At 62.6% G+C, this 17966-nt stretch carries 16 protein-coding genes; 5 read left to right on the top strand and 11 right to left on the bottom strand.

The window, feature by feature from the left end:
* Positions 1-4: 4 nt before the first annotated feature.
* Together DN611_RS11010 and DN611_RS11015 are read right to left on the bottom strand one after the other, a co-directional pair.
* The gene (locus tag DN611_RS11010; RefSeq protein ID WP_021751487.1) at positions 5-1003 is read right to left on the bottom strand and encodes a dihydroxyacetone kinase subunit DhaK; all 999 of its coding nucleotides are present in this window, start codon (positions 1001-1003) and stop codon (positions 5-7) included.
* 67 nt (positions 1004-1070) lie between these two features.
* Entirely contained in the window at positions 1071-1679 is a 609-nt protein-coding gene (locus tag DN611_RS11015; protein ID WP_021751488.1) for a DAK2 domain-containing protein, read from the bottom strand.
* 251 nt (positions 1680-1930) lie between these two features.
* On the opposite strand from DN611_RS11015, the gene DN611_RS11020 reads away from it, so the two are divergent.
* From DN611_RS11020 to DN611_RS11040, 5 genes are all read left to right on the top strand, one after another.
* A complete protein-coding gene (locus DN611_RS11020) occupies positions 1931-2365 on the top strand; it encodes a MarR family winged helix-turn-helix transcriptional regulator (protein WP_021751489.1) in 435 nt (144 codons plus the stop codon).
* Complete coding sequence (locus DN611_RS11025) at positions 2358-3722, top strand: MATE family efflux transporter (protein WP_025544515.1); 1365 nt, start codon at positions 2358-2360, stop codon at positions 3720-3722. Before DN611_RS11020 ends, DN611_RS11025 begins: the two co-directional genes overlap by 8 nt.
* A 43-nt stretch (positions 3723-3765) precedes the next feature.
* Complete coding sequence (locus DN611_RS11030; RefSeq protein WP_119311930.1) at positions 3766-5145, top strand: MATE family efflux transporter; 1380 nt, start codon at positions 3766-3768, stop codon at positions 5143-5145.
* Between the two features lie 44 nt (positions 5146-5189).
* Complete coding sequence (locus DN611_RS11035; protein WP_021751492.1) at positions 5190-6557, top strand: MATE family efflux transporter; 1368 nt, start codon at positions 5190-5192, stop codon at positions 6555-6557.
* Positions 6558-6781: 224 nt separating this feature from the next.
* Positions 6782-8467, top strand: a complete 1686-nt coding sequence (locus tag DN611_RS11040; protein WP_083491022.1) for a cyclic-di-AMP receptor — start codon at positions 6782-6784, stop codon at positions 8465-8467.
* Between the two features lie 95 nt (positions 8468-8562).
* Here the strand turns inward: DN611_RS11040 and DN611_RS11045 are convergent, their stop codons facing one another.
* The 9 genes from DN611_RS11045 to DN611_RS11085 all read right to left on the bottom strand — a co-directional run bounded on the left by DN611_RS11045 (position 8563) and on the right by DN611_RS11085 (position 17949).
* Positions 8563-9513 carry an FAD:protein FMN transferase gene (locus DN611_RS11045; protein ID WP_119311353.1) on the bottom strand — a complete coding sequence of 317 codons (951 nt, stop codon included), beginning with the start codon at positions 9511-9513 and terminating at the stop codon, positions 8563-8565.
* A gap of 27 nt (positions 9514-9540) precedes the next feature.
* Positions 9541-10482 (bottom strand): FMN-binding protein, encoded by a 942-nt coding sequence (locus DN611_RS11050; protein ID WP_119311354.1) that lies wholly within the window; start codon positions 10480-10482, stop codon positions 9541-9543.
* A 12-nt stretch (positions 10483-10494) separates the two neighbouring features.
* The gene (locus tag DN611_RS11055; RefSeq protein ID WP_025544186.1) at positions 10495-11490 is read right to left on the bottom strand and encodes a hypothetical protein; all 996 of its coding nucleotides are present in this window, start codon (positions 11488-11490) and stop codon (positions 10495-10497) included.
* Positions 11491-11517: 27 nt separating this feature from the next.
* Positions 11518-12501 carry an ABC transporter ATP-binding protein gene (locus DN611_RS11060; protein ID WP_025544187.1) on the bottom strand — a complete coding sequence of 328 codons (984 nt, stop codon included), beginning with the start codon at positions 12499-12501 and terminating at the stop codon, positions 11518-11520.
* Positions 12491-13564 carry an ABC transporter ATP-binding protein gene (locus DN611_RS11065; protein WP_021751499.1) on the bottom strand — a complete coding sequence of 358 codons (1074 nt, stop codon included), beginning with the start codon at positions 13562-13564 and terminating at the stop codon, positions 12491-12493. Before DN611_RS11065 ends, DN611_RS11060 begins: the two co-directional genes overlap by 11 nt.
* A 16-nt stretch (positions 13565-13580) precedes the next feature.
* Positions 13581-14459, bottom strand: a complete 879-nt coding sequence (locus DN611_RS11070) for an ABC transporter permease (protein ID WP_036631401.1) — start codon at positions 14457-14459, stop codon at positions 13581-13583.
* Positions 14460-14464: 5 nt separating this feature from the next.
* Positions 14465-15403 (bottom strand): nickel ABC transporter permease, encoded by a 939-nt coding sequence (gene nikB / locus DN611_RS11075; protein ID WP_021751501.1) that lies wholly within the window; start codon positions 15401-15403, stop codon positions 14465-14467.
* Positions 15404-15490: 87 nt separating this feature from the next.
* Complete coding sequence (locus tag DN611_RS11080) at positions 15491-17029, bottom strand: ABC transporter substrate-binding protein (RefSeq protein WP_025544188.1); 1539 nt, start codon at positions 17027-17029, stop codon at positions 15491-15493.
* A 71-nt stretch (positions 17030-17100) separates the two neighbouring features.
* Positions 17101-17949 (bottom strand): hypothetical protein, encoded by an 849-nt coding sequence (locus DN611_RS11085; RefSeq protein WP_051320032.1) that lies wholly within the window; start codon positions 17947-17949, stop codon positions 17101-17103.
* Positions 17950-17966: the final 17 nt, after the last annotated feature.

Consider the following 17966-nt stretch of genomic DNA (forward strand, 5'->3'; position numbering starts at 1 on the left):
GCGCTTACTCCTTACTGAACGCCGGGGTGCGGCAGGGGGTGTTCCACAGACGGAGCATCTCCTCGTCCCACTTGGCGATGTTCATCTGAAAGCCTGCGGCCTCCTGGACGGTGAGGATCTCACCCACCATGCTGGCCACGACCTCGATGCCCTTGGCCTTCAGGAACTCCACAGTGTCCTTGAACAGCACCAGCATCTCCATCATGGTGGTGGCGCCGCAGCCGTTAATCATCACAAAGGTCTTGTCCCCGGGCTTCAGGTCCAGGGCCTTGCACAGGGCCTCGGCCACGGTGGCCACGGTATCCTTGGAGGACATCATGGGCACCCGGACGCCGCCGCCCTCGCCGTGTTGGCCGGCGCCGATCTCCATCAGGTCGGTCTCTCCCAGGTCGCCGAAGGACATGCCGTTCTGGGGATGGGTGGCATCGGTGGACTTGACGGTGATGGAGGCCATGTTGTCCGCGTAATGTTGAGCGATCTCCGCTACCTCCTCCAGAGTCTTGCCCTCCCGTGCGGCGGCCGCGGCGATGTGGTACAGCGCCACCGCGCCGGCCAGCCCCCGCTTGTTGTCCTCGCCGTTGGGGTCGTACCGGATCTCCTCGCCGGTGACCACCTGACGCACATTGAGGCCGGCCTTCCTGGCCAGCTTCATGGCCTGCTTGCCCGCCAGCTGGTCGCCGGCGTAGTTCAGGGTCAGCAGCAGCACGCCGTGGCCCTTGTCCGCCATCTTCATGGCATCAAACACCAGCTGGCCGTTGGGGGCGGCGAAGATATCACCCACCGCCTGGATGTCCAGCATACCCTTGCCCACAAAACCGGCCTGGGCGGGCTCATGGCCGGAGCCGCCGTAGGTGACGATGGTCACCCGGTCGGCATTGGCCAGATCCTTACTGATGACCAGGTGGCCGTCCACATTCAGAATGTCCGGATAGGCCAGACCCAGGCCCACCAGCTCTTCGTCGGTGACCGTCTCCGGCGCGTTCATGAACTTCTTCATTTTCATACAGCATTCCTCCAGTGATATTTAAGTGGTGCATTGCCAATCCCGCTCCTGCGGGTGGAACAACAGGTTATTCCCGGGCCAGCCCCTGGAAGAACCAGGACATGGATACGGCGCCCGCGTCCGGGGTGCCGATGGTCTTGGTCCCGTAACTCTTGGCCCGGCCGAATTTGGAGACATACTGCTTCGTAGCCTCCGCCCCCTGGGCGGCGGCCTGGGCCGCGGCATCGAACAGCTCGTCCGCGCTGTCTCCTGTATAGGCCGCGACGGCTTCGCTGGCGGGGATCAGGGCATCCATCATAGTCTTGTCCCCCACCTTGGCGCCGGACATATCTTCCAGCTCCTCCAGGGCCTTGGCGAAGATGGCCTTGAGGCCCGCCACGTCGATCTCCTCCCCCTCTGGGGCCTCCTCCTGCAAGCCGTCCAGCCAGGTGTTCCACAGGGGGACGGCGCTGCCGCCGTTCAGGGTCATAACGGCCATGGCCGCGTCATCCAGCATGGACTGGATCCCCCCCTCGGCGGCGTCCACTGCTTCGGAGATAGCCCCGGCAATCTTCGCCATGGTCAGGCCGTGATCCGCGTCCCCAAATTTGGAATCGATCTCCGTCAGCTCCGCCTCAGCGGCGGTCACAGCGGCGCAGGCGTTTTTCAGGCGCGCCGCAAATTCAGCTCTTGTCATGTGATATCGGCCCCCTCTTTTGACAAAATAAACAAATTTTGGAAGACATCTTTATTCTAACATAGTCATTTCGCTTTTTCAAGGCGCATCGCCCCTCTTTTCTCCCGGCCAGCAGGGACTCTCCGACGGCCTTTCCACCCCGCCCTTCATTGACGGACAGAATTCCCTATTTTGTGTGTTTTGTATATGGATTTCCCATGGCGATTCTTGTAAAATACAATTGTTGAAAAATGCAACGATAGGAGAATGGTATGCCGAATCGGATCGAGATGTTTCGCCGCCTGGAGCGACAGTATTTTCGGGACAGGCTTGGCACCCTGGGCCTGCAGCAGCTGGACGGCATGATCCTGCACCTGCTGGGGCGGGAGGGCCACATGCGGCAGGAGGACCTGGCCGTCCAGCTGGCGGTGGACAAGGGGGCTGTGGCCCGGAGCCTGGCCCGTCTGGAAAAGCGCGGCCTGGTGGAGCGGCAGGTGAGCGCCCGGTGCCGCCGGGAGAAGCATGTCTCTCTGACTCCCGCGGGGGAGGGCGCATATCAGGGCGTCCAGCGGATTCTGGAGGAGTGGGGGCATGTCAAATACCAGGGCTTCACCCCTGAGGAGCGCGCCCTGAACGAGGCGTTTCTGACCCGCATTGCGGAGAATGTGATCGAATTTTGTCGAGGAGAGGGAAGTGAACATGGTTAAGAATCTGACGGAGGGCAGACCGCTGAATCTGCTGTTTTTCTTTGCCCTGCCCATGGTGGCGGGCAATCTGTTCCAGCAGCTCTACAATATGGTGGACACCGCGGTGGTGGGAAAATTTGTGGGCGAAGACGCAGTGGCGGCCGTGGGCTCCTCCTTCCCCATCGTGTTTTTGTCGGTGGCCGTGGCCTCCGGACTGTCCATGGGCTGTACGGTGGTGGTGTCCCAGCTGTTCGGTGCCGGGCGCATCCATGAGATGAAGACCACCATCTCCACCGCCATCATCTCTCTGGGCGTCCTGGGGCTCCTCATCATGGGCCTGGGAACGCTGCTGGCCGGTCCCCTGCTGCAGCTGCTGGGCACGGACCCGGATATCATGGCCGACTCCCGGACGTATCTGCAGATCTATTTCGGCGGCGCGGTCTTCCTGTTCCTCTACAACACTCTCAACGGCATCTATAACGCCCAGGGGGACAGCAAGACGCCCCTGATCTTCCTGATGATCTCCAGCCTGACAAACATCGTGCTGGACCTGCTGTTCGTTATCCGCTTCGGCATGGGCGTGGCTGGCGTGGCGTGGGCCACGCTGATCGCCCAGGGCCTCTGCGCCGTGGCCTCCCTGCTGGTGTTGCTCCGCCGGATGCGGCGGATGCCCTGCGAGCCGGAAAAACAGGGCGTGAAGCTGCCCCTCTTCCACATGGTGGCGGTGAAGCGTATCGCCCAGATCGGCCTGCCCTCCATGCTCCAGCAGTCTCTGGTGTCCCTCTCCATGATGATGATGCAGGGTCTGGTCAACTCCTTCGGCAAAGTACTGGTGGCCGGATACACTGCTGCCACGAAGATCGACTCCCTGGCCATGCTGCCCAACATGAACATCTCCAACGCCATGTCCAGCTTCACGGCCCAAAACATCGGTGCAGGCAAGTACGAGCGGGTCAAGGAGGGCCTGAAGGCCTGTCTGCTGATGGTGGCGGTATTCTCTCTGCTGATCACCGTCATCATCTTCCTCTTCGGAAACCAGCTGCTATCCCTGTTCCTGGACCCGGGGGACGCCTCGGGCGCCATGGGCTACGGTCTGGCCTATATGCACACAGTCTCCCTCTTCTATATCCTGATGGGCCTGCTGTTCGTCCCCAACGGGATGCTGCGGGGCGCGGGTGACATGGCAGCCTTCACCTTCAGCTCCATGGCCAACCTGTTCTCCCGGGTGGGCATCGCCTACGCACTGGTGTATCTCACCCCGCTGGGGGCCAACGCCATCTGGTGGTCCATCCCCGCCGGCTGGCTGATCGGCGCGGCGGTCTCCCTGCTCCGGGTCAAGAGTGGAAAGTGGATGCGCAAGGCTGTGGCCGACCGCTGACCCTCGCAGGCGGTCTATTTCAGGAATCGCAGGTGCTGTGGATATGAACAGGAAACAGAATCTGGAGGTCTTTGCGAAGACACCCGTCCGAAAGGCCGTGCTGCTGCAGATAGTCCCGGCCGTGGCCAGTCAGATGGTCACGCTGGTCTACAATCTGGCGGACACCTACTTTGTGGGGATGTTGAACGCCCCCCATGAAACCGCGGCCGTCACTGTGGCCTATCCCTCCTTTCTGATGCTGACCGCCATTTCCAACCTCTTCGGCGTGGGCGGGGCCAGCGCCATCGCCCGGGCCCTGGGCCGTCAGGACGAGGAGGGCGCCCGGCGGATCGCCGCTGTCTCTCTGGCCGGCGGCCTGCTGTCCGCCCTGCTCTTCTCCGCGGTGTTCCGACTGCTGGCCGATCCCGTGCTGCACCTGTGCGGCGCCACCGAGGCTACCTATGCTGCTGCCTACGGATACGCCAAATGGGTCGTCATACTGGGCGGCCCCTTCACCATTCTCAACACCCTCCTGGCGAATCTGGTCCGGGCGGAGGGCGGCGCCGGAGCCGCCGCCTTCGGGGTCTCCTTCGGCGGCGTCCTGAATATCCTGCTGGACCCGCTGTTCGTCCTGCCCCAGTTCCTGGGCCTGGGCGCGGTGGGCGCGGGCATGGCCACGGCCCTCTCCAACGGGGCGGCGGTGGCCTGTTTTGCCGTCTATCTGGTCCGCCGCCGGGGCGCCACCTATTTGAACCTGCTGCCGGCGAATCTGCGGTATGCCGCCCAGTACCTGCGCCCCATTCTGGCCATCGGCTTCCCCTCCGCCCTGCAGTATGCGCTGACAGTGGTGGCCACCGCTGCCCAGGCCGACTTTGTATCCCAATACCCCACAGAGGCGGTGGCGGCCCTGGGCATCGTAAAAAAACTGGACCAGCTGCCCCTGTATTTCTCCATCGGTGTCTCCAACGGACTTCTGCCGCTGCTGGCCTATAACCACGCTGCCGGGAATCACCATCGGCGTGCGCAGGCCTTCCGGATAGGGAGCCTGATGTCCTTTGGCTTCGCCGTGCTGTGTCTGGTCTGCTATGAGGCGTTTGCCACCCCCCTGGTCTCCCTGTTCATTGCCGATGCTGCGACAGTCCGCTATGGGGCCGTGTTCCTGCGGTGCATGGTGACGGCAATGCCCATGATGGCCCTGTGCTATCCCATGATCATCCAGTTCCAGGCCATGGGCAGGGCCAGGGAGTCCCTGGTCTGCTCGATCCTGCGCAAGGGTGTACTGGACATTCCGCTGCTCTATCTCATGGACGCGCTCTTTCCCCTGTACGGCTGTATGTGGGTGCAGCCCATCGTGGACGCCATCTCGCTGGCCGCAGCCCTGTGGTTTTACCGGGCCATCCAAAGGGGGAGCGCGGCGGGCGGAACGGCCCCAGCCGGGGCCTGAAACCGGCGTGAGCAAAACGGAACTGTAAGGAGGAGAACGAATCCGTGGCAAGCAAGGAGCACGATTTTTCCGTCGGCAGCATTCCCCGCAACATCATTTCGCTGGCGCTGCCCATGACGGCTGCCCAGCTCATCAACGTGCTGTACAGCGTGGTGGACCGCATCTACCTGGGGCGGCTCCCCGGGCATCTGGCTCTGACGGGCCTGGGGCTGACGCTGCCCATCATCTCCATCGTGATGGGCTTTGCCAACCTGTGCGGCACGGGGGGCGCCCCCCTGTGCTCCATCTACCGGGGCAAGGGCGAGGAGGAAGAGGCCGAGCGGATCATGGGCAACGCCTTCACCCTTCTGCTGATTTTCGGCGCCGCTGTCACAGGGGTGTTCCTGCTGTTCCGGCATCCCCTGCTCTACCTGTTCGGCGCCAGTGACGCCACCTATCCCTATGCCGAGGCGTACATGACCATCTATCTGCTGGGGACCGTCTTTGTCATGATCGGCCTGGGGATGAATCCCTTCATCACGTCTCAGGGCTTCGGCCGCACCGGGATGATGACCGTGGGCCTGGGGGCGGTGGTCAACATCGTGCTGGATCCGGTCTTCATCTTCGCCCTGGACATGGGGGTGCGGGGCGCGGCGCTGGCCACCGTAATCGCCCAGGGCTGCTCCGCCGTGTGGGTACTGAAATTCCTCACCGGGCGGAAGGCCATCCTGCGGCTCCGCCTGCGGAATCTGGCGCTGGGCGCCGGGCGGGTGAAATCCATCGTGGCCCTGGGCCTGTCCGGCTTCTTCATGAATCTCACCAACAGTCTGGTGCAGGTGGTGTGCAACGCCACGCTCCAGGCATACGGCGGCGACCTGTACGTAGGCGTGATGACCATCATCAACTCCCTGCGGGAGGTGTTCTTCATGCCGGTGCAGGGGCTCACCAACGGCGCCCAGCCGGTCACCGGGTACAACTACGGCGCCGGCCGATACAGCCGCGTCCGGAGCTCCATCCGCTTCAGCGTGGCGGTGACGGTTGGTTACGCCGCTGTCTTCTGGGCCGCCGCCATGTTGTTCCCCGGGCTTTTGATCCGGGTCTTCAACAGTGAGCCGGAGGTGGTGGCTGCCGGCATCCCCGCCCTGCGCATTTACTTCTGCCTGTTTATCCCCATGTCCCTCCAAATGGCGGGGCAGGGTGTGTTCGTGAGCCTGGGGCGCTCCAAGCAGGCGGTTTTCTTCTCTCTGCTGCGCAAAGCCATCATCAATGCGCCGCTGACGGTCGTTCTGCCTATCTGGATGGGCACCACCGGCGTATTCACAGCCGAGGCCATCTCCCAGCTGGTAGGCGGCCTGGCCTGCAGCCTCACCATGTATTTCACCGTGTACCGTCCCCTGGGCCGCCTGCCGGACCGCCCGCCGGAGAACATCTGAGACCCGGTTGCCGCGCCGTTGTTCCCTCTCTTACTCCCACAGACTCGCAAGAAAAAGCGGAGGCGCTTTTGGAGGTTTTTCCAAAAGCGCCTCCTCTGCCTGTTCCGGCCCCCTGCGCGTCTTGACAAACAGTTCCGGCCCGGCTATAATCTTCCCCGCAAGTCCCGGCCGCCCCTCTGCGGGAGGTTGGAAGATCCCGAACCTGTTAGGAGCACCGCCATATCATGAGAGCATCCTCTGCATACAGCCTCTTTGATACAGAGAGTGTCTGGGCCATCCTGATGCGGATCGCGCCTCCGGTCATGCTGGCCCAGCTGATCCAGGCCATGTACAACATCGTGGACAGCTATTTTGTGGGCCAGTTCTCCAGTGACGGCCTCACCGCCCTCTCCATCGTCTACCCTGTTCAACTGATCGTCACCGCCATCGCTGTCGGCACCGGCGTGGGCGTCAATACCCTGATGTCCCGGTACGACGGCCAGGGGAACCACCACCTAGCCGACCGGACCGCCGGAACAGGGACGGTCCTGGCGCTGATCAGTTGGCTGATCTTCGCCGTATTGAGCGGCCTGCTGATGCGCCCCTTTGCCGCGATCTCCACGGAGTCCTCCTCCGTGGCGGACCTTGCCGTGACATACGGTACCATCGTCTGCGTGGGCAGTCCGGGTGTGTTTCTGGAGAGTACCTGGAGCAAGGTCCACCAAGCCCGCGGCAACATGCGCCTGCCCATGTTGGCCCAGATCGCCGGCGCCGCGGCCAATATCGTGCTGGACCCGATTCTGATCTTCGGCCTTGGCCCGGCACCGGCGCTGGGAGTGGCCGGTGCCGCCTTTGCTACGGTGTCAGGCCAGGTGCTGGCGGCGCTCATTGTTGTCTCCGGATTCCGGAAGCCGCCCCCCATCCGGGTGTTCCGCTCCTATGCGGCCAAGATCTACCGGTTGGGATTTCCCTCCATCTTCATGCAGCTTCTGTTCACGGTCTATATCATGGCCCTGAACATGATCCTGGCCGGCTTTTCCGATGACGCCGTGACGGTCCTGGGCCTGTATTACAAGGTGCAGTCCTTCTTCTTCATCCCCCTCTCCGGACTCCAGACCTGCATCGTCCCCCTGCTGAGCTATACATACGCCAAGGGTGCCTACGGCCGCTGCCGCCGGGTGGTGAAGAACTCCGTCCTGCTGGCCATGTCCTTCATGCTGGTGGGGATCGCCTGCTTCGAGCTGATCCCGGAACAGCTGCTGCGCATTTTCACCGCGGAGCCCGCGGTCCTGGAGATCGGCGTCCAAGCCTTCCACATCATCGGCATCAGCTTTCTGCCCGCCGTGCCCTCCCTGATCCTGCCGGTCTTTTTCCAGGCCATCGGGGCGGCGCTGCCCAGCGTCCTGCTCTCCCTGACCAGGCAGATCTTCTGCCTGATTCCCGTATTCTGGCTCTTCTCCAGGATCGATCTGGCCTACACGTGGCTGGCCTTTCCCATTGCGGAAGTCGTGACCGGAACGCTGGGCCTGTGCTTCTATCTCCACCGCATCCACATCTGGGACCGCTGCAAGGGCGCGGCCCTGAAACCCGAACGCAAAGGAGCGACTGCCATGAAACTCATCACCGCCATCGTCAACAGACGGGACACCAGCGAGGTCTGCGCCGCCCTGACAGACGCCGGCTTTTACTTCACCCGCATGGCCTCCACCGGTGGTTTTCTCACCGGCGGCAACTCCACGCTGCTGATCGGCACAGAGGAGGACCGGGTGCCCCAGGCCATCGCCATCATCCGCCAGAACTGCTCCCGCCGGACGGAGAAGATCTCCTCCAACGTGCAGCTGGCCACGCCCTCTGCGGCCTATCCCACGGAGGTGACCGTAGGCGGTGCCACGCTGTTCGTCTCCGATGTGACGCAGTTTGAAAAGATCTGAGCCGCCCGCCATATCCGGCGGCCGGGCACAAGCAGGACGAAGCGATCCCCCTCAGTGTGTGCACTGAGGGGGATCGCTTTTTGCATCAAGATCGATCAGGCAGGGGCGAACGCCGCGCCCGGAGACGCGGCCACAGTCCCATCCTCCCGTACGGCCACATATTCGATCATCTCGCCGCTGTCCCTGCGCAGCCGGTCCACCAGAACGCCGCCCTCCTCTTCCCCCAGGATGAAAAAGGCAGTGGAGAGCAGGTCTGTGTAAACAGGCCGCGAGGACAGGATGGAGACGCTCTTCAGTGTCAGCGGCATGGGGTACCCGGTCCGCGGGTCCAGCAGATGGTGGTACACGGTCCCATTCTTCTGGAAGCTGTGCTCATACCAGGAGGATGTGGCGATGCCCGCGTCCTGGAGCTGCACCGTCCCAAACACCGAGCCGGTGTTGTCCGGGTCCCGGATCGCCACCTTCCACGGCCGGGTCCCGCCCTGCGCGTCCTGGTGCGCGCCGATCACAAACAGGTTCCCGCCGTAGTCCAGCACGGCCTGCCGGACGCCGCCCTGCCGCAGGCGGTCCACGGTCAGACCCAGGGCGAAGCCCTTCCCGGCTGCGCCCGGATCCAAACCGATTCCAGAAAGATCAAACGTCACGGTCCGCGTATTCCGGTCCAGGCGGACGTGCTGATAGCCCACCCGGTCCAGCACCGCCCGGATGCGCTCCGCAGAGGGGATCCGGGGCGTCTGGGACAGAAAATCCCACAGCTTTACCACCGGCCCCACCGTGGGGTCGAATGCTCCGCTGGACAGGCGGCAGATCTCCAGGTTCTGCTCCAGGAAGGTGTACAGGGTCTCAGAGACCGGCACAGCCTCGCCGGGCCGGATGTCCCGGCAGAGCCTGGAAAGCTCTGAGTCGGGATCGAACATGCTGAGGGTGCGCTCCAGCCCGTGGGCCTCCTCCTCGCACTGCTCCAGCAGCTGCTCCCCGTCCTCCGGGATTTCCGCCGCGATGCGGCAGAGGGTGTCGTACGCCAAAAATGCGCGGGTATGCTCCATAACGGTTTTCCTTTCCGGTTCTTGTCTTTACTGGAAAACGCCGTCCTTGCGCATCTCCTCCAGGACAACCTTGGCCATCCGCAGGTAGTTGATGAACGCAGGATACATCGGCCGGTTCTTGGGATCCATATCCAGATGCGCATGGTCTGGGTTGGGATTGTCCCAGATCATGCCCATATCCCGTCCGGCGGCGTGGGGCAGGCCGGTCAGATCCAGCATGTTCTGGGTGGCGCAGACCTTCAGGTTCAGGTTGTCCATCTGGGTGCGGAAGCCCACCAGGAAGGCGTGGCGGTCCCAGCCGGAGGGGAACGGATCCTCATAGGCGGGGCAGTCGTATTTGGACTGGCGGTAGTACTTTTTCAGCTCGGGGTGGACGATGTCCTCCTCGTTGTCTGCGAAGATCTCGTCAAAGCGGCAGGAGCGGATCCTGCCGTTCTCCACCACCACCTTCAGCCAGCCGGTGAGGCCGTAGCCATAGTCCTCGGAATAGCTGTACAGCTTCTTGGAGGAGGGCTCGTCCAGCTCCTTGTCCAGCTTGGCCGCGAAGGTCAGCAGCTTCTTCACGCTGCCGGAGGCGCTGGCCACCAGATCGAAGTCTCCGCTCAGGCTCTGTTTCTCCAGCATCTGCTGCTCCACGTACTGCATACCCATGGTCAGCACGGAGCCGGCCTTCTGCATCCGGGGCTTCGTGTACTGCCAGAAGCTGTAGCTGGAGCGGCGCTTGGAGATGCCCTGGTACAGGTGGTTGTAATAGGAGGGAGCCGTGATCTCATTGAGCTCCACAAAGATCAGCTTGCCGTCGGCCTTCACCGCCTCCACAATGCCCAGGTGACCCGGATCGGCGGGAAACTCCCCCTCTACGCCGGGATAGTAGGGCGGGAACCGTTCCTCGATCCGATAGTAGTCGCCCTTCAACATCCCCTTGGGGGGCTGGACGGACCAGACCGGCTTCTTTCCTGCGTTATCCATGTTCGTTCCTCCTTACTTCACGGCGCCGTCCTTGACCATCTCGTCGTGGACGATCTTGGCCAGGCGCAGATAGTTGTTCCACACGGGAGAGCGGGGCCGGGTGACGGAGCGGGCGGTGGCGTCGCTGTTGGAGACGAGAGCCACATCGTCCTTGTGTGGCTTGTCCCACACCACGCCCATGTCCGGGCCCTCCACGCAGGGCAGTCCGGTGATATCGAACATATCCTGTGTTTCGCAGACCTTCTTGTTGATGGCATCGGACTGGTCCTTGAAGCACACCAGCCAGGCGTGGCGGTCCCAGCCGGAGGGGAACGGGTCCTCATAGGTAGTGGAGAAATACTTGGACTGACGGTAGAACTGCTTCAGGTCGTCGTAGACGATGTCCTTGGTGTGATCGGCGAAGATCTCATCGTAGAAGCACCTGACGATCTTGCCGTCCTCCACCACCACCTGGAGCCAGCCGGTGATACCGTAGCCGTAATCCTCGGTGTAGCCGTAGTACCGCTGCTTCTTGTGGTTGGAGTCCTTCCGCTGAGCGGACACGTCGTTCTTCAGGCCGATCATGTTCTTCATGGAGAAGGAGGCACCGGTCAGTAGGTCATAGTCAGCGTCCAGGTCCTGCTTTTCCAGGATCTGGTCCTCCACATATTTGAAGCCGTTGGCCAGCACCCGCCCATAGGCCACGCTGCGGCGCTTGTCATGGAAGTCCTGGAAGAACTGGAACTCCGTGCGGCGCTTGCTGACATTCTGGAAGTGGCGGACATAGTAGTTGCCCATGGTAGTCTCGTTGAACTCGGCGAAGGCGATCTTGCCGTCGTCGTCAAACACCACGTCCAGCTCGCCCTTGTGGCCGGGGTCGCCCCAGCGGCCGCTGTACCGCAGCTCGGCGTGATAGTAATCGCCCTTGACCAGGCCCTTGTACTGGGGCTGCGCCGTCCAGTCGATCAGCTCGCTCTCGTTGTCCTCATGCCAGGGGCCCAGCCCCAGCCATCTCGTCTTGTCAGTCATGTCAAATCCTCCTTATGATTCTGTCCGTCACTTGGACGGGGTTTGCTCTTCCAGGGCGCCGGCCCGGCAGCAGGCGCAGAAGTGGCCGCTGCCGAAGTCCCGCAGCGCCAGGTCCCGGCCGGTGCAGCCCTCCCGGGCGTACAGGCAACGTTTGGCAAAGCGGCAGCCCGGCTCCGGGTCAATGGGGCTTTGAAGCTCGCCGATGAGCTTCACCCGCTGCATTTTCTGCCGGCTGCTGGGGATGGGAATGGCAGACAGCAGAGCCTGGGAATAGGGATGCAGTGGCTGGCGGAACAGCTCCGCGGAATCCGCTGTCTCCACCAACTGGCCCAGGTACATCACCGCGATCTTATCGGAGAAGAACTTCACCACCGACAAGTCATGGGTGATAAAGAGATAGGTCAGGTGGAACTCCGCCTGCAGATCCTTCAGCAGGTTCAGGACCTGAGCCTGGATGGACACGTCCAGCGAGGACACCGGCTCGTCGCAGACGATGAACTGGGGCTGCAGGGACAGCGCCCGGGCGATGCCCACCCGCTGGCGGCGGCCGCCGTCCAGCTCGTGGGGATAGGCGTTGAACAGCCGGGCGGAGAGGCCCACCACGTCCATCAGCCGGGAGACCTCCTTATCCAGCTCCGCACGGCTTTGGGCCTTTGCGTGAATCCGCAGCGGTTCCCCGATGATCTCCCCAATGGACATCCGGGGGTTCAGGGAGGAGAACGGGTCCTGGAAGATGATCTGCAGATCCTTGCGCAGGTCGTGAAGCTGCTTCTTATTCATCTTGCAGATGTCCTGTCCGTTGAACAGGATCTCGCCGCTGGTGGACTGGTGCAGGCCCAGGATCAGCCGTCCGATGGTGGACTTGCCGCAGCCGGACTCCCCCACCAGGCCCAGCGTCTCGCCTCTCCGAATGGAAAAGTTGACGCCGTCCACCGCATGAAGGGTGCCGGTGGGGCTTTTGAAATACTTCTTCAGGTCCCGGACTTCCAGGATGATATCCTTATCTGCCATGTCGCACCTCCTCCATCAGTTCGGGGGATTCGAAAACGCCCTGGTGGGCCAGGCAGCGCACCATCTGGGTGCCGCCGACGCCGGTCATCTCCGGCTTGCGGGTACGGCAGGCCCCCGTTGCGTAGGGGCACCGGGGTGCAAAGGCGCAGCCCTCCGGCAGCTCCGTGGGGTCCGGCATCTGGCCCTGGATGGGCTTGAGCTTCTCCGCCGTCTCATCCAGAGACGGGATGGAGCCGAAGAGGCCGATGGTGTAGGGATGATGGGGGTGGTCAAACACCTCCGCGATGGTGCCGCTCTCTACGATCTCACCGGCATACATGATAGCCACCCGGTCGCAGACCTGGGCCACGACGCCCAGGTCGTGGGTAATCAGCAGCAGGGAGGTACGGAGCTTTTCCTTCAGCTCGTTCATCAGTTCCAGCACCTGGGCCTGGATGGTCACGTCCAGGGCGGTGGTGGGCTCGTCCGCCAGAATCAGCTCCGGCGAGCAGGCGATGCTCATGGCGATGACCACCCGCTGCTTCATGCCGCCGGAAAACTGGTGGGGATACTCGTCATAGCGGGCCCGGGGGATGCCCACCATCTCCAGCATATCGCCGGCCTTTCTCCGGCCCTCCTCCTTGCTGCACTTTTCATGCTGGTGGATGACCTCCGCGATCTGATCGCCCACGGAGTAGACCGGGTTCAGGCTGGTCATAGGGTCCTGGAAAATCACCGAGATCTTGCTGCCGCGGATCTCCCGCAGGCGGGCGGGCTTGGCCTGGAGCATATCTTCGCCCTCGAACCAGATCTCGCCGCCCATGATCTTTCCCGGCGGGTCCGCGATGAGCCGCAGGACCGACAGGGCCGTGGTGGTCTTGCCGGCGCCGGTCTCGCCTACCAGACCCAGGCTCTCGCCCTTTCCGATGGTCAGGTCCAGGCCGTTGACGGCGTAGACCACGTCCTCGTCGGTGTGGTACTCCACCCGCAGGCCGCGGATATCCAGCAGGGCCTCCGGGGCCTGCGCGGAGGGAATGGGCTCCGTCTCTGGCAAAGCGGTCTTGTGCTGCTTGTTCTCTTCCATGTGGCGTCCTCCCTCCTCAGTTCTTCAGCTTGGGGTCCAGGGCATCCCGCAGGCCGTCTCCCAGCAGGTTCAGGGAGAGGATGGTCAACATGATGGCAAAGCCCGGGAACGCGCACACCCACCAGGCCGCCCGGAAATACTGCCGGCCGGTGCTGACCATAGAACCCCACTCCGGCGTGGGCGGGCTGATGCCCAGGCCGATGAAGCTGAGGCTGGCAATGGCCAGGATGGACCCGGCGATGGACAGCGTGGCCTGCACAATGATGGGGGCCATGCAGTTGGGCAGGATGTGCTTGAGGATGATGCGCTTGTCGCTGGCGCCGATGGCGCGGGCCGCCTCGATGTACTCCTCGTTCTTGATGGTCAGAACGGCGGAGCGGACGATCCGGGCAAAGGGCGGGATGTTGGAGATGCTGATGGCCAGCATCATATTCGTGACGCTGGTGCCCATGGCGGACACCAGGGCGATGGACAGCAGGATGCTGGGGATCGCCAGGAAGATGTCCATGACACGCATGATGACATCGTCTACCCGGCGGCTGCCGTAACCGGCAATGGCCCCCAGCAGGCCGCCCACCACTGTGGCAATGGCGATGGTGGCAAAGGCCACCGGCAGGGAGATCCGGGCGCCGTGGACGATCCGGGCCAGGATGTCGCGGCCCACCTCGTCGGTGCCCAGCCAGTGCTCGACGGAGGGGGGCTGGAGCTTCAGGGATGCGTTCTGCTGAATCACCAGCGTCTCGTAGTCAAAAAACACATCGGCAAAGACGGCGAAGAAGATGATGACGGCCAGAATGATGAGTCCCAGAACGGCCATCTTGTTTTTCTTCAGGCGGCGCCATACTGCGGCGGCCTGGGACTTTTTCTTGTTCTTGTTTTTCACTTTCCCAGTCATCCGCATCACCTCTTTGCCGTTTTGTACTGGGCCCGGATTCTGGGGTCCAGGAATGCGTACAGGATATCAATGCACAGATTGATGATGGTGAACATCGTGGCCAGCACCAATACGCAGGCCACCACCACGGGCGTGTCCTTCAGGCCGATGCAGTCCACCAGCAGCCGGCCGATGCCAGGCCAGGAGAACACCGTCTCCACCAGCACTGCGCCGCCCAGAGAGAAGCCGAATTGCAGTCCCACTGTGGTGACAATAGGGATCATGGCGTTGCGCAGAGCGTGGCGGATGGTGATGACGCTCTCTTTCAGGCCCTTTGCCCGTGCGGTGCGGATGTAGTCCTGCCGGATCGTCTCCAGCATGGAGGAGCGGGTCATGCGGGTGATCATCGCCAGGGAGTTGGCGCTGAGGGTGACGGCCGGCAGCACCAGAGCGCCCCAGGTCTCAAAGTTGGAGGATGGGAACCACCCCAGCCCCGCTGCGAAGATCACGATCAGCATCAGCCCCAGCCAGAAGTTCGGCATGGAGACGCCGAACAGAGCGCCCACCATGGAAATGTTGTCCACCGCCGAATACTGATGGGTGGCGGAGATCACGCCCAGGGGAATTCCGATCAGAATGGCAAAAAGCATGGCGCAGGCCGACAGCAGGATGGTATTGGGCAGCCGGGCGGCGATCTCCGCCGCCACCGGGTTGCCGGTGCTGTATGAGGTACCGAAGTCACCGTGGACCGCGTTGATGATAAACCGGCCGTACTGGACCAGGAAGGGATCATCCAGGCCCAGCTCCTCCTGCATGGCGGCGTAGGATTCCTCGGAGTAGTTGTCGCCCAGCATCATCTGCACCGGGTCGCCGGGGGTGAAGCTCAGGATCGTATAAACGATGAAGCTGACACCCAGCAGCACCGGAATCAGCATGAGCAGCCGTTTGAGAATAAAACGGTACATCTGTCACTCTCCTTTTCCATAACGCAAATTCGCGCAAGCGGACGGCGGCTTTTGCCGCCGCCCGCTCACTGGAATGCCTGAATGCGCTTATTCAAAATAGGTGCCGTTGATGTAGTGGGACTTGCCCGGATACAGGCCGAATCCCTTCACATTGGACTGCATACCGGCGTTCAGGTGCTCCACCGCCATGGGGACCAGGGGCGCGGCCTCCGCCACTTTGCTCTGGATCTCCGCATACAGCTCCATGGCGTGCTCGGTGTCGGTGGTGGTGCTGGCCTCATCGATCAAGGCGTCCACCTCAGGCGTGGTCCAGAAGCAGCGGTTGCCGGAGGGCCCCAGAGCCTCCGTGTGGTACATGGACCGCAGCATGGAGTCGGGGTCAATGGAGGTCTTGGACATGATGAACATATCATGGGCGCCGTTGCCGGTCTCAGACTGGAACTGTCCGCTCTCCAGGGTCTTGACCTCGGCGTTGATCCCCACCTGGCGCAGCTGCTCCTGAATGACCACGGCGGAGTCCCGCATCACCTGGGTATCGGAGCACCAGAGAGTGGTGGAGAAGCCGTCAGGATAGCCGGCCTCGGCCAGCAGCTCCTTGGCCTTCTCCACGTTGCAGGAGTAGTCGGAGCAGTCGGAGACGTAGCCGTCCACACTGGGGGGCAGCATGGTGTAGTTGGCGGGTGTGGCCTCGCCGCTGAACACCAGGTCGATGTAGCCCTGGGGGTCCAGCGCGTAGGCGACGGCCTGCCGGACCTTCTCGTTGTCAAAGGGCGCCTTCTGCACGTTCATGCCCACATACCACACGGTGGTGCTGGGGGAGGTGAGGGTGGTGACGGACGCGTTGTCCGCCAGGCTCTCCAGGTCGGTGATGCCCAGGTCATAGGCCAGGTCCACCTCGCCGGTCTCCAGGCCAATGGTGCGGTTCAGCGCCTCGGGAATCGTGCGGAAGATGACGCGCTTGACGGCCGGAGCGCCGCCCCAGTAGTCCTCAAAGGCCTCCAGGACCACGTCGCCGCCCAGCTCCCAGGAGACGAACTTGAAGGGGCCGGTGCCCACGGGGTTCTTGTTGAACTCCTCCGCGCTGGTGTCCGCGCTCTTGCAGATGATGGAGGCCGCGTCCAGGCTCAGGCGGTACAGCAGCGCGTTGAAGGGCGCGGAGGTCTTGATGGTGACGGTGTAGTCGTCGTCACAGGTGATGCTCTCGATGATGAGGTAGTTGTAATTCACGCCGGGGTTTGCGATGCAGCGCTCCAGGCTGTACTTGACATCCTCGGAGGTCATCTCCTCCCCGTTGTGGAACTTGACGCCCTGGCGCAGATGGAACACGGTGGTGGTATCGTCGATAACCTCCCAGCTCTCCGCCAGGCCCGGCACTAGGTTCATGTCGTTGTCCATCATCACCAGACGGTCAAACATCTGGGTGGTGACACGATAGGTCCCGATGGAGGCCTGCACCATGGGATCCATGTAGGTGGGGGACTCTGGGATAGCAACGATCAGGGTATCCTTGGCGCCATCGTCGGAACCGTCCGTGGTCGTCGAGCTGGAACCGGTGGGGCCACAGCCGGCCAGCATCCCGCAGAGCAGGAACATTGCGGTGAACAGTGCGAAAACTCTCTTCTTCATCGTACTCCTCCTGACGTGGTGGTGATATATTTCTGAAACCGCCCCCGGCGGTCACATTCCTGATTGTGTGCTCAGCGCAGGCCGTCGGCCGCCAGAGCATCCTCCATCCGCCTCGCCAGCTCCAGATAGTTGTCCCATTCCTTCGCTCGCTTGGGCTCCTCCGTGAAGGGGAGCCCGGTCAGGTCGGTGAGGCTCTGGGTCTCCAGCACCCGGGCGCTGAGCAGGTCGAAGATGCTGTTGAACCCGGCCCCGATGGTGGAGATGTAGTCCGGGCAGTGATATTTGGACTGCCGGTAATAGGGCTTGAGCTCCGGGTCCTCAATCTCCTCCTGCCGGTCGGCAAAGATCTCGTCGTAGGCGCAGGAGATGATCTTTCCCGCCTCCAGCACGATCTGCAAGCGCCCGGTGACGCCGGGCTCCACCGCCTGGGACAGGCCGTAATACACCTGGCCGGAGGGCTTGTCCAGCCGCCCCGCGATCTCCTCTGCCAGTGGGAGCATAGACCGCTTGATGCTGTTGGAGGCGCCGGTGAGCAGGTCAAACTCGCCTGTGAGGCGGTTCTCCGCCACCATCTGCTCTTCCAGATGGGTCAGGCCGTTTACCAGCACCACGCCGGACTTGGCGGTCCGCTCCTTGGTGGCCTGCAGAAAGCCGTAGTCGGACAGCCGCTTGGAAACGCCCTGGTACCGTCTGATGTAATAGGTGGGGTTGTTAATCTCGTTAAACTCCACCATCTGCAGGGTTCCGTCCCGCCGGACCACTTCCAGAATGCCGTGATACCCCTTGTCCCCCGGGAAATGCGGGGCAAACCAATTCTCAGCCCGGTAATAGTCTCCCTTTACCAGCCCCATAGGTGGCTGCACCGTCCAGAACAGCCGGTCCAGCACGTCAACGGACTTTTCGCGCTTCTTCTCTGCCATGCCTCTCTTCCTTTCCC

The sequence above is a fragment of the Oscillibacter sp. PEA192 genome, assembly GCF_003574015.1.
GTDB classification, from domain to species: Bacteria; Bacillota; Clostridia; order Oscillospirales; family Oscillospiraceae; genus Oscillibacter; species Oscillibacter welbionis.

Coding starts and splice junctions, on each gene's coding strand:
- DN611_RS11055 (WP_025544186.1), bottom strand. CDS start 11,490: ATGACTGACAAGACGAGATGGCTGGGGCTGGGCCCCTGGCATGAGGAC.
- DN611_RS11070 (WP_036631401.1), bottom strand. CDS start 14,459: ATGACTGGGAAAGTGAAAAACAAGAACAAGAAAAAGTCCCAGGCCGCC.
- DN611_RS11010 (WP_021751487.1), bottom strand. CDS start 1,003: ATGAAAATGAAGAAGTTCATGAACGCGCCGGAGACGGTCACCGACGAA.
- DN611_RS11080 (WP_025544188.1), bottom strand. CDS start 17,029: ATGAAGAAGAGAGTTTTCGCACTGTTCACCGCAATGTTCCTGCTCTGC.
- DN611_RS11060 (WP_025544187.1), bottom strand. CDS start 12,501: ATGGCAGATAAGGATATCATCCTGGAAGTCCGGGACCTGAAGAAGTAT.
- DN611_RS11030 (WP_119311930.1), top strand. CDS start 3,766: ATGAACAGGAAACAGAATCTGGAGGTCTTTGCGAAGACACCCGTCCGA.
- DN611_RS11085 (WP_051320032.1), bottom strand. CDS start 17,949: ATGGCAGAGAAGAAGCGCGAAAAGTCCGTTGACGTGCTGGACCGGCTG.
- nikB (WP_021751501.1), bottom strand. CDS start 15,403: ATGTACCGTTTTATTCTCAAACGGCTGCTCATGCTGATTCCGGTGCTG.
- DN611_RS11025 (WP_025544515.1), top strand. CDS start 2,358: ATGGTTAAGAATCTGACGGAGGGCAGACCGCTGAATCTGCTGTTTTTC.
- DN611_RS11045 (WP_119311353.1), bottom strand. CDS start 9,513: ATGGAGCATACCCGCGCATTTTTGGCGTACGACACCCTCTGCCGCATC.
- DN611_RS11015 (WP_021751488.1), bottom strand. CDS start 1,679: ATGACAAGAGCTGAATTTGCGGCGCGCCTGAAAAACGCCTGCGCCGCT.
- DN611_RS11065 (WP_021751499.1), bottom strand. CDS start 13,564: ATGGAAGAGAACAAGCAGCACAAGACCGCTTTGCCAGAGACGGAGCCC.
- DN611_RS11040 (WP_083491022.1), top strand. CDS start 6,782: ATGAGAGCATCCTCTGCATACAGCCTCTTTGATACAGAGAGTGTCTGG.
- DN611_RS11050 (WP_119311354.1), bottom strand. CDS start 10,482: ATGGATAACGCAGGAAAGAAGCCGGTCTGGTCCGTCCAGCCCCCCAAG.
- DN611_RS11020 (WP_021751489.1), top strand. CDS start 1,931: ATGCCGAATCGGATCGAGATGTTTCGCCGCCTGGAGCGACAGTATTTT.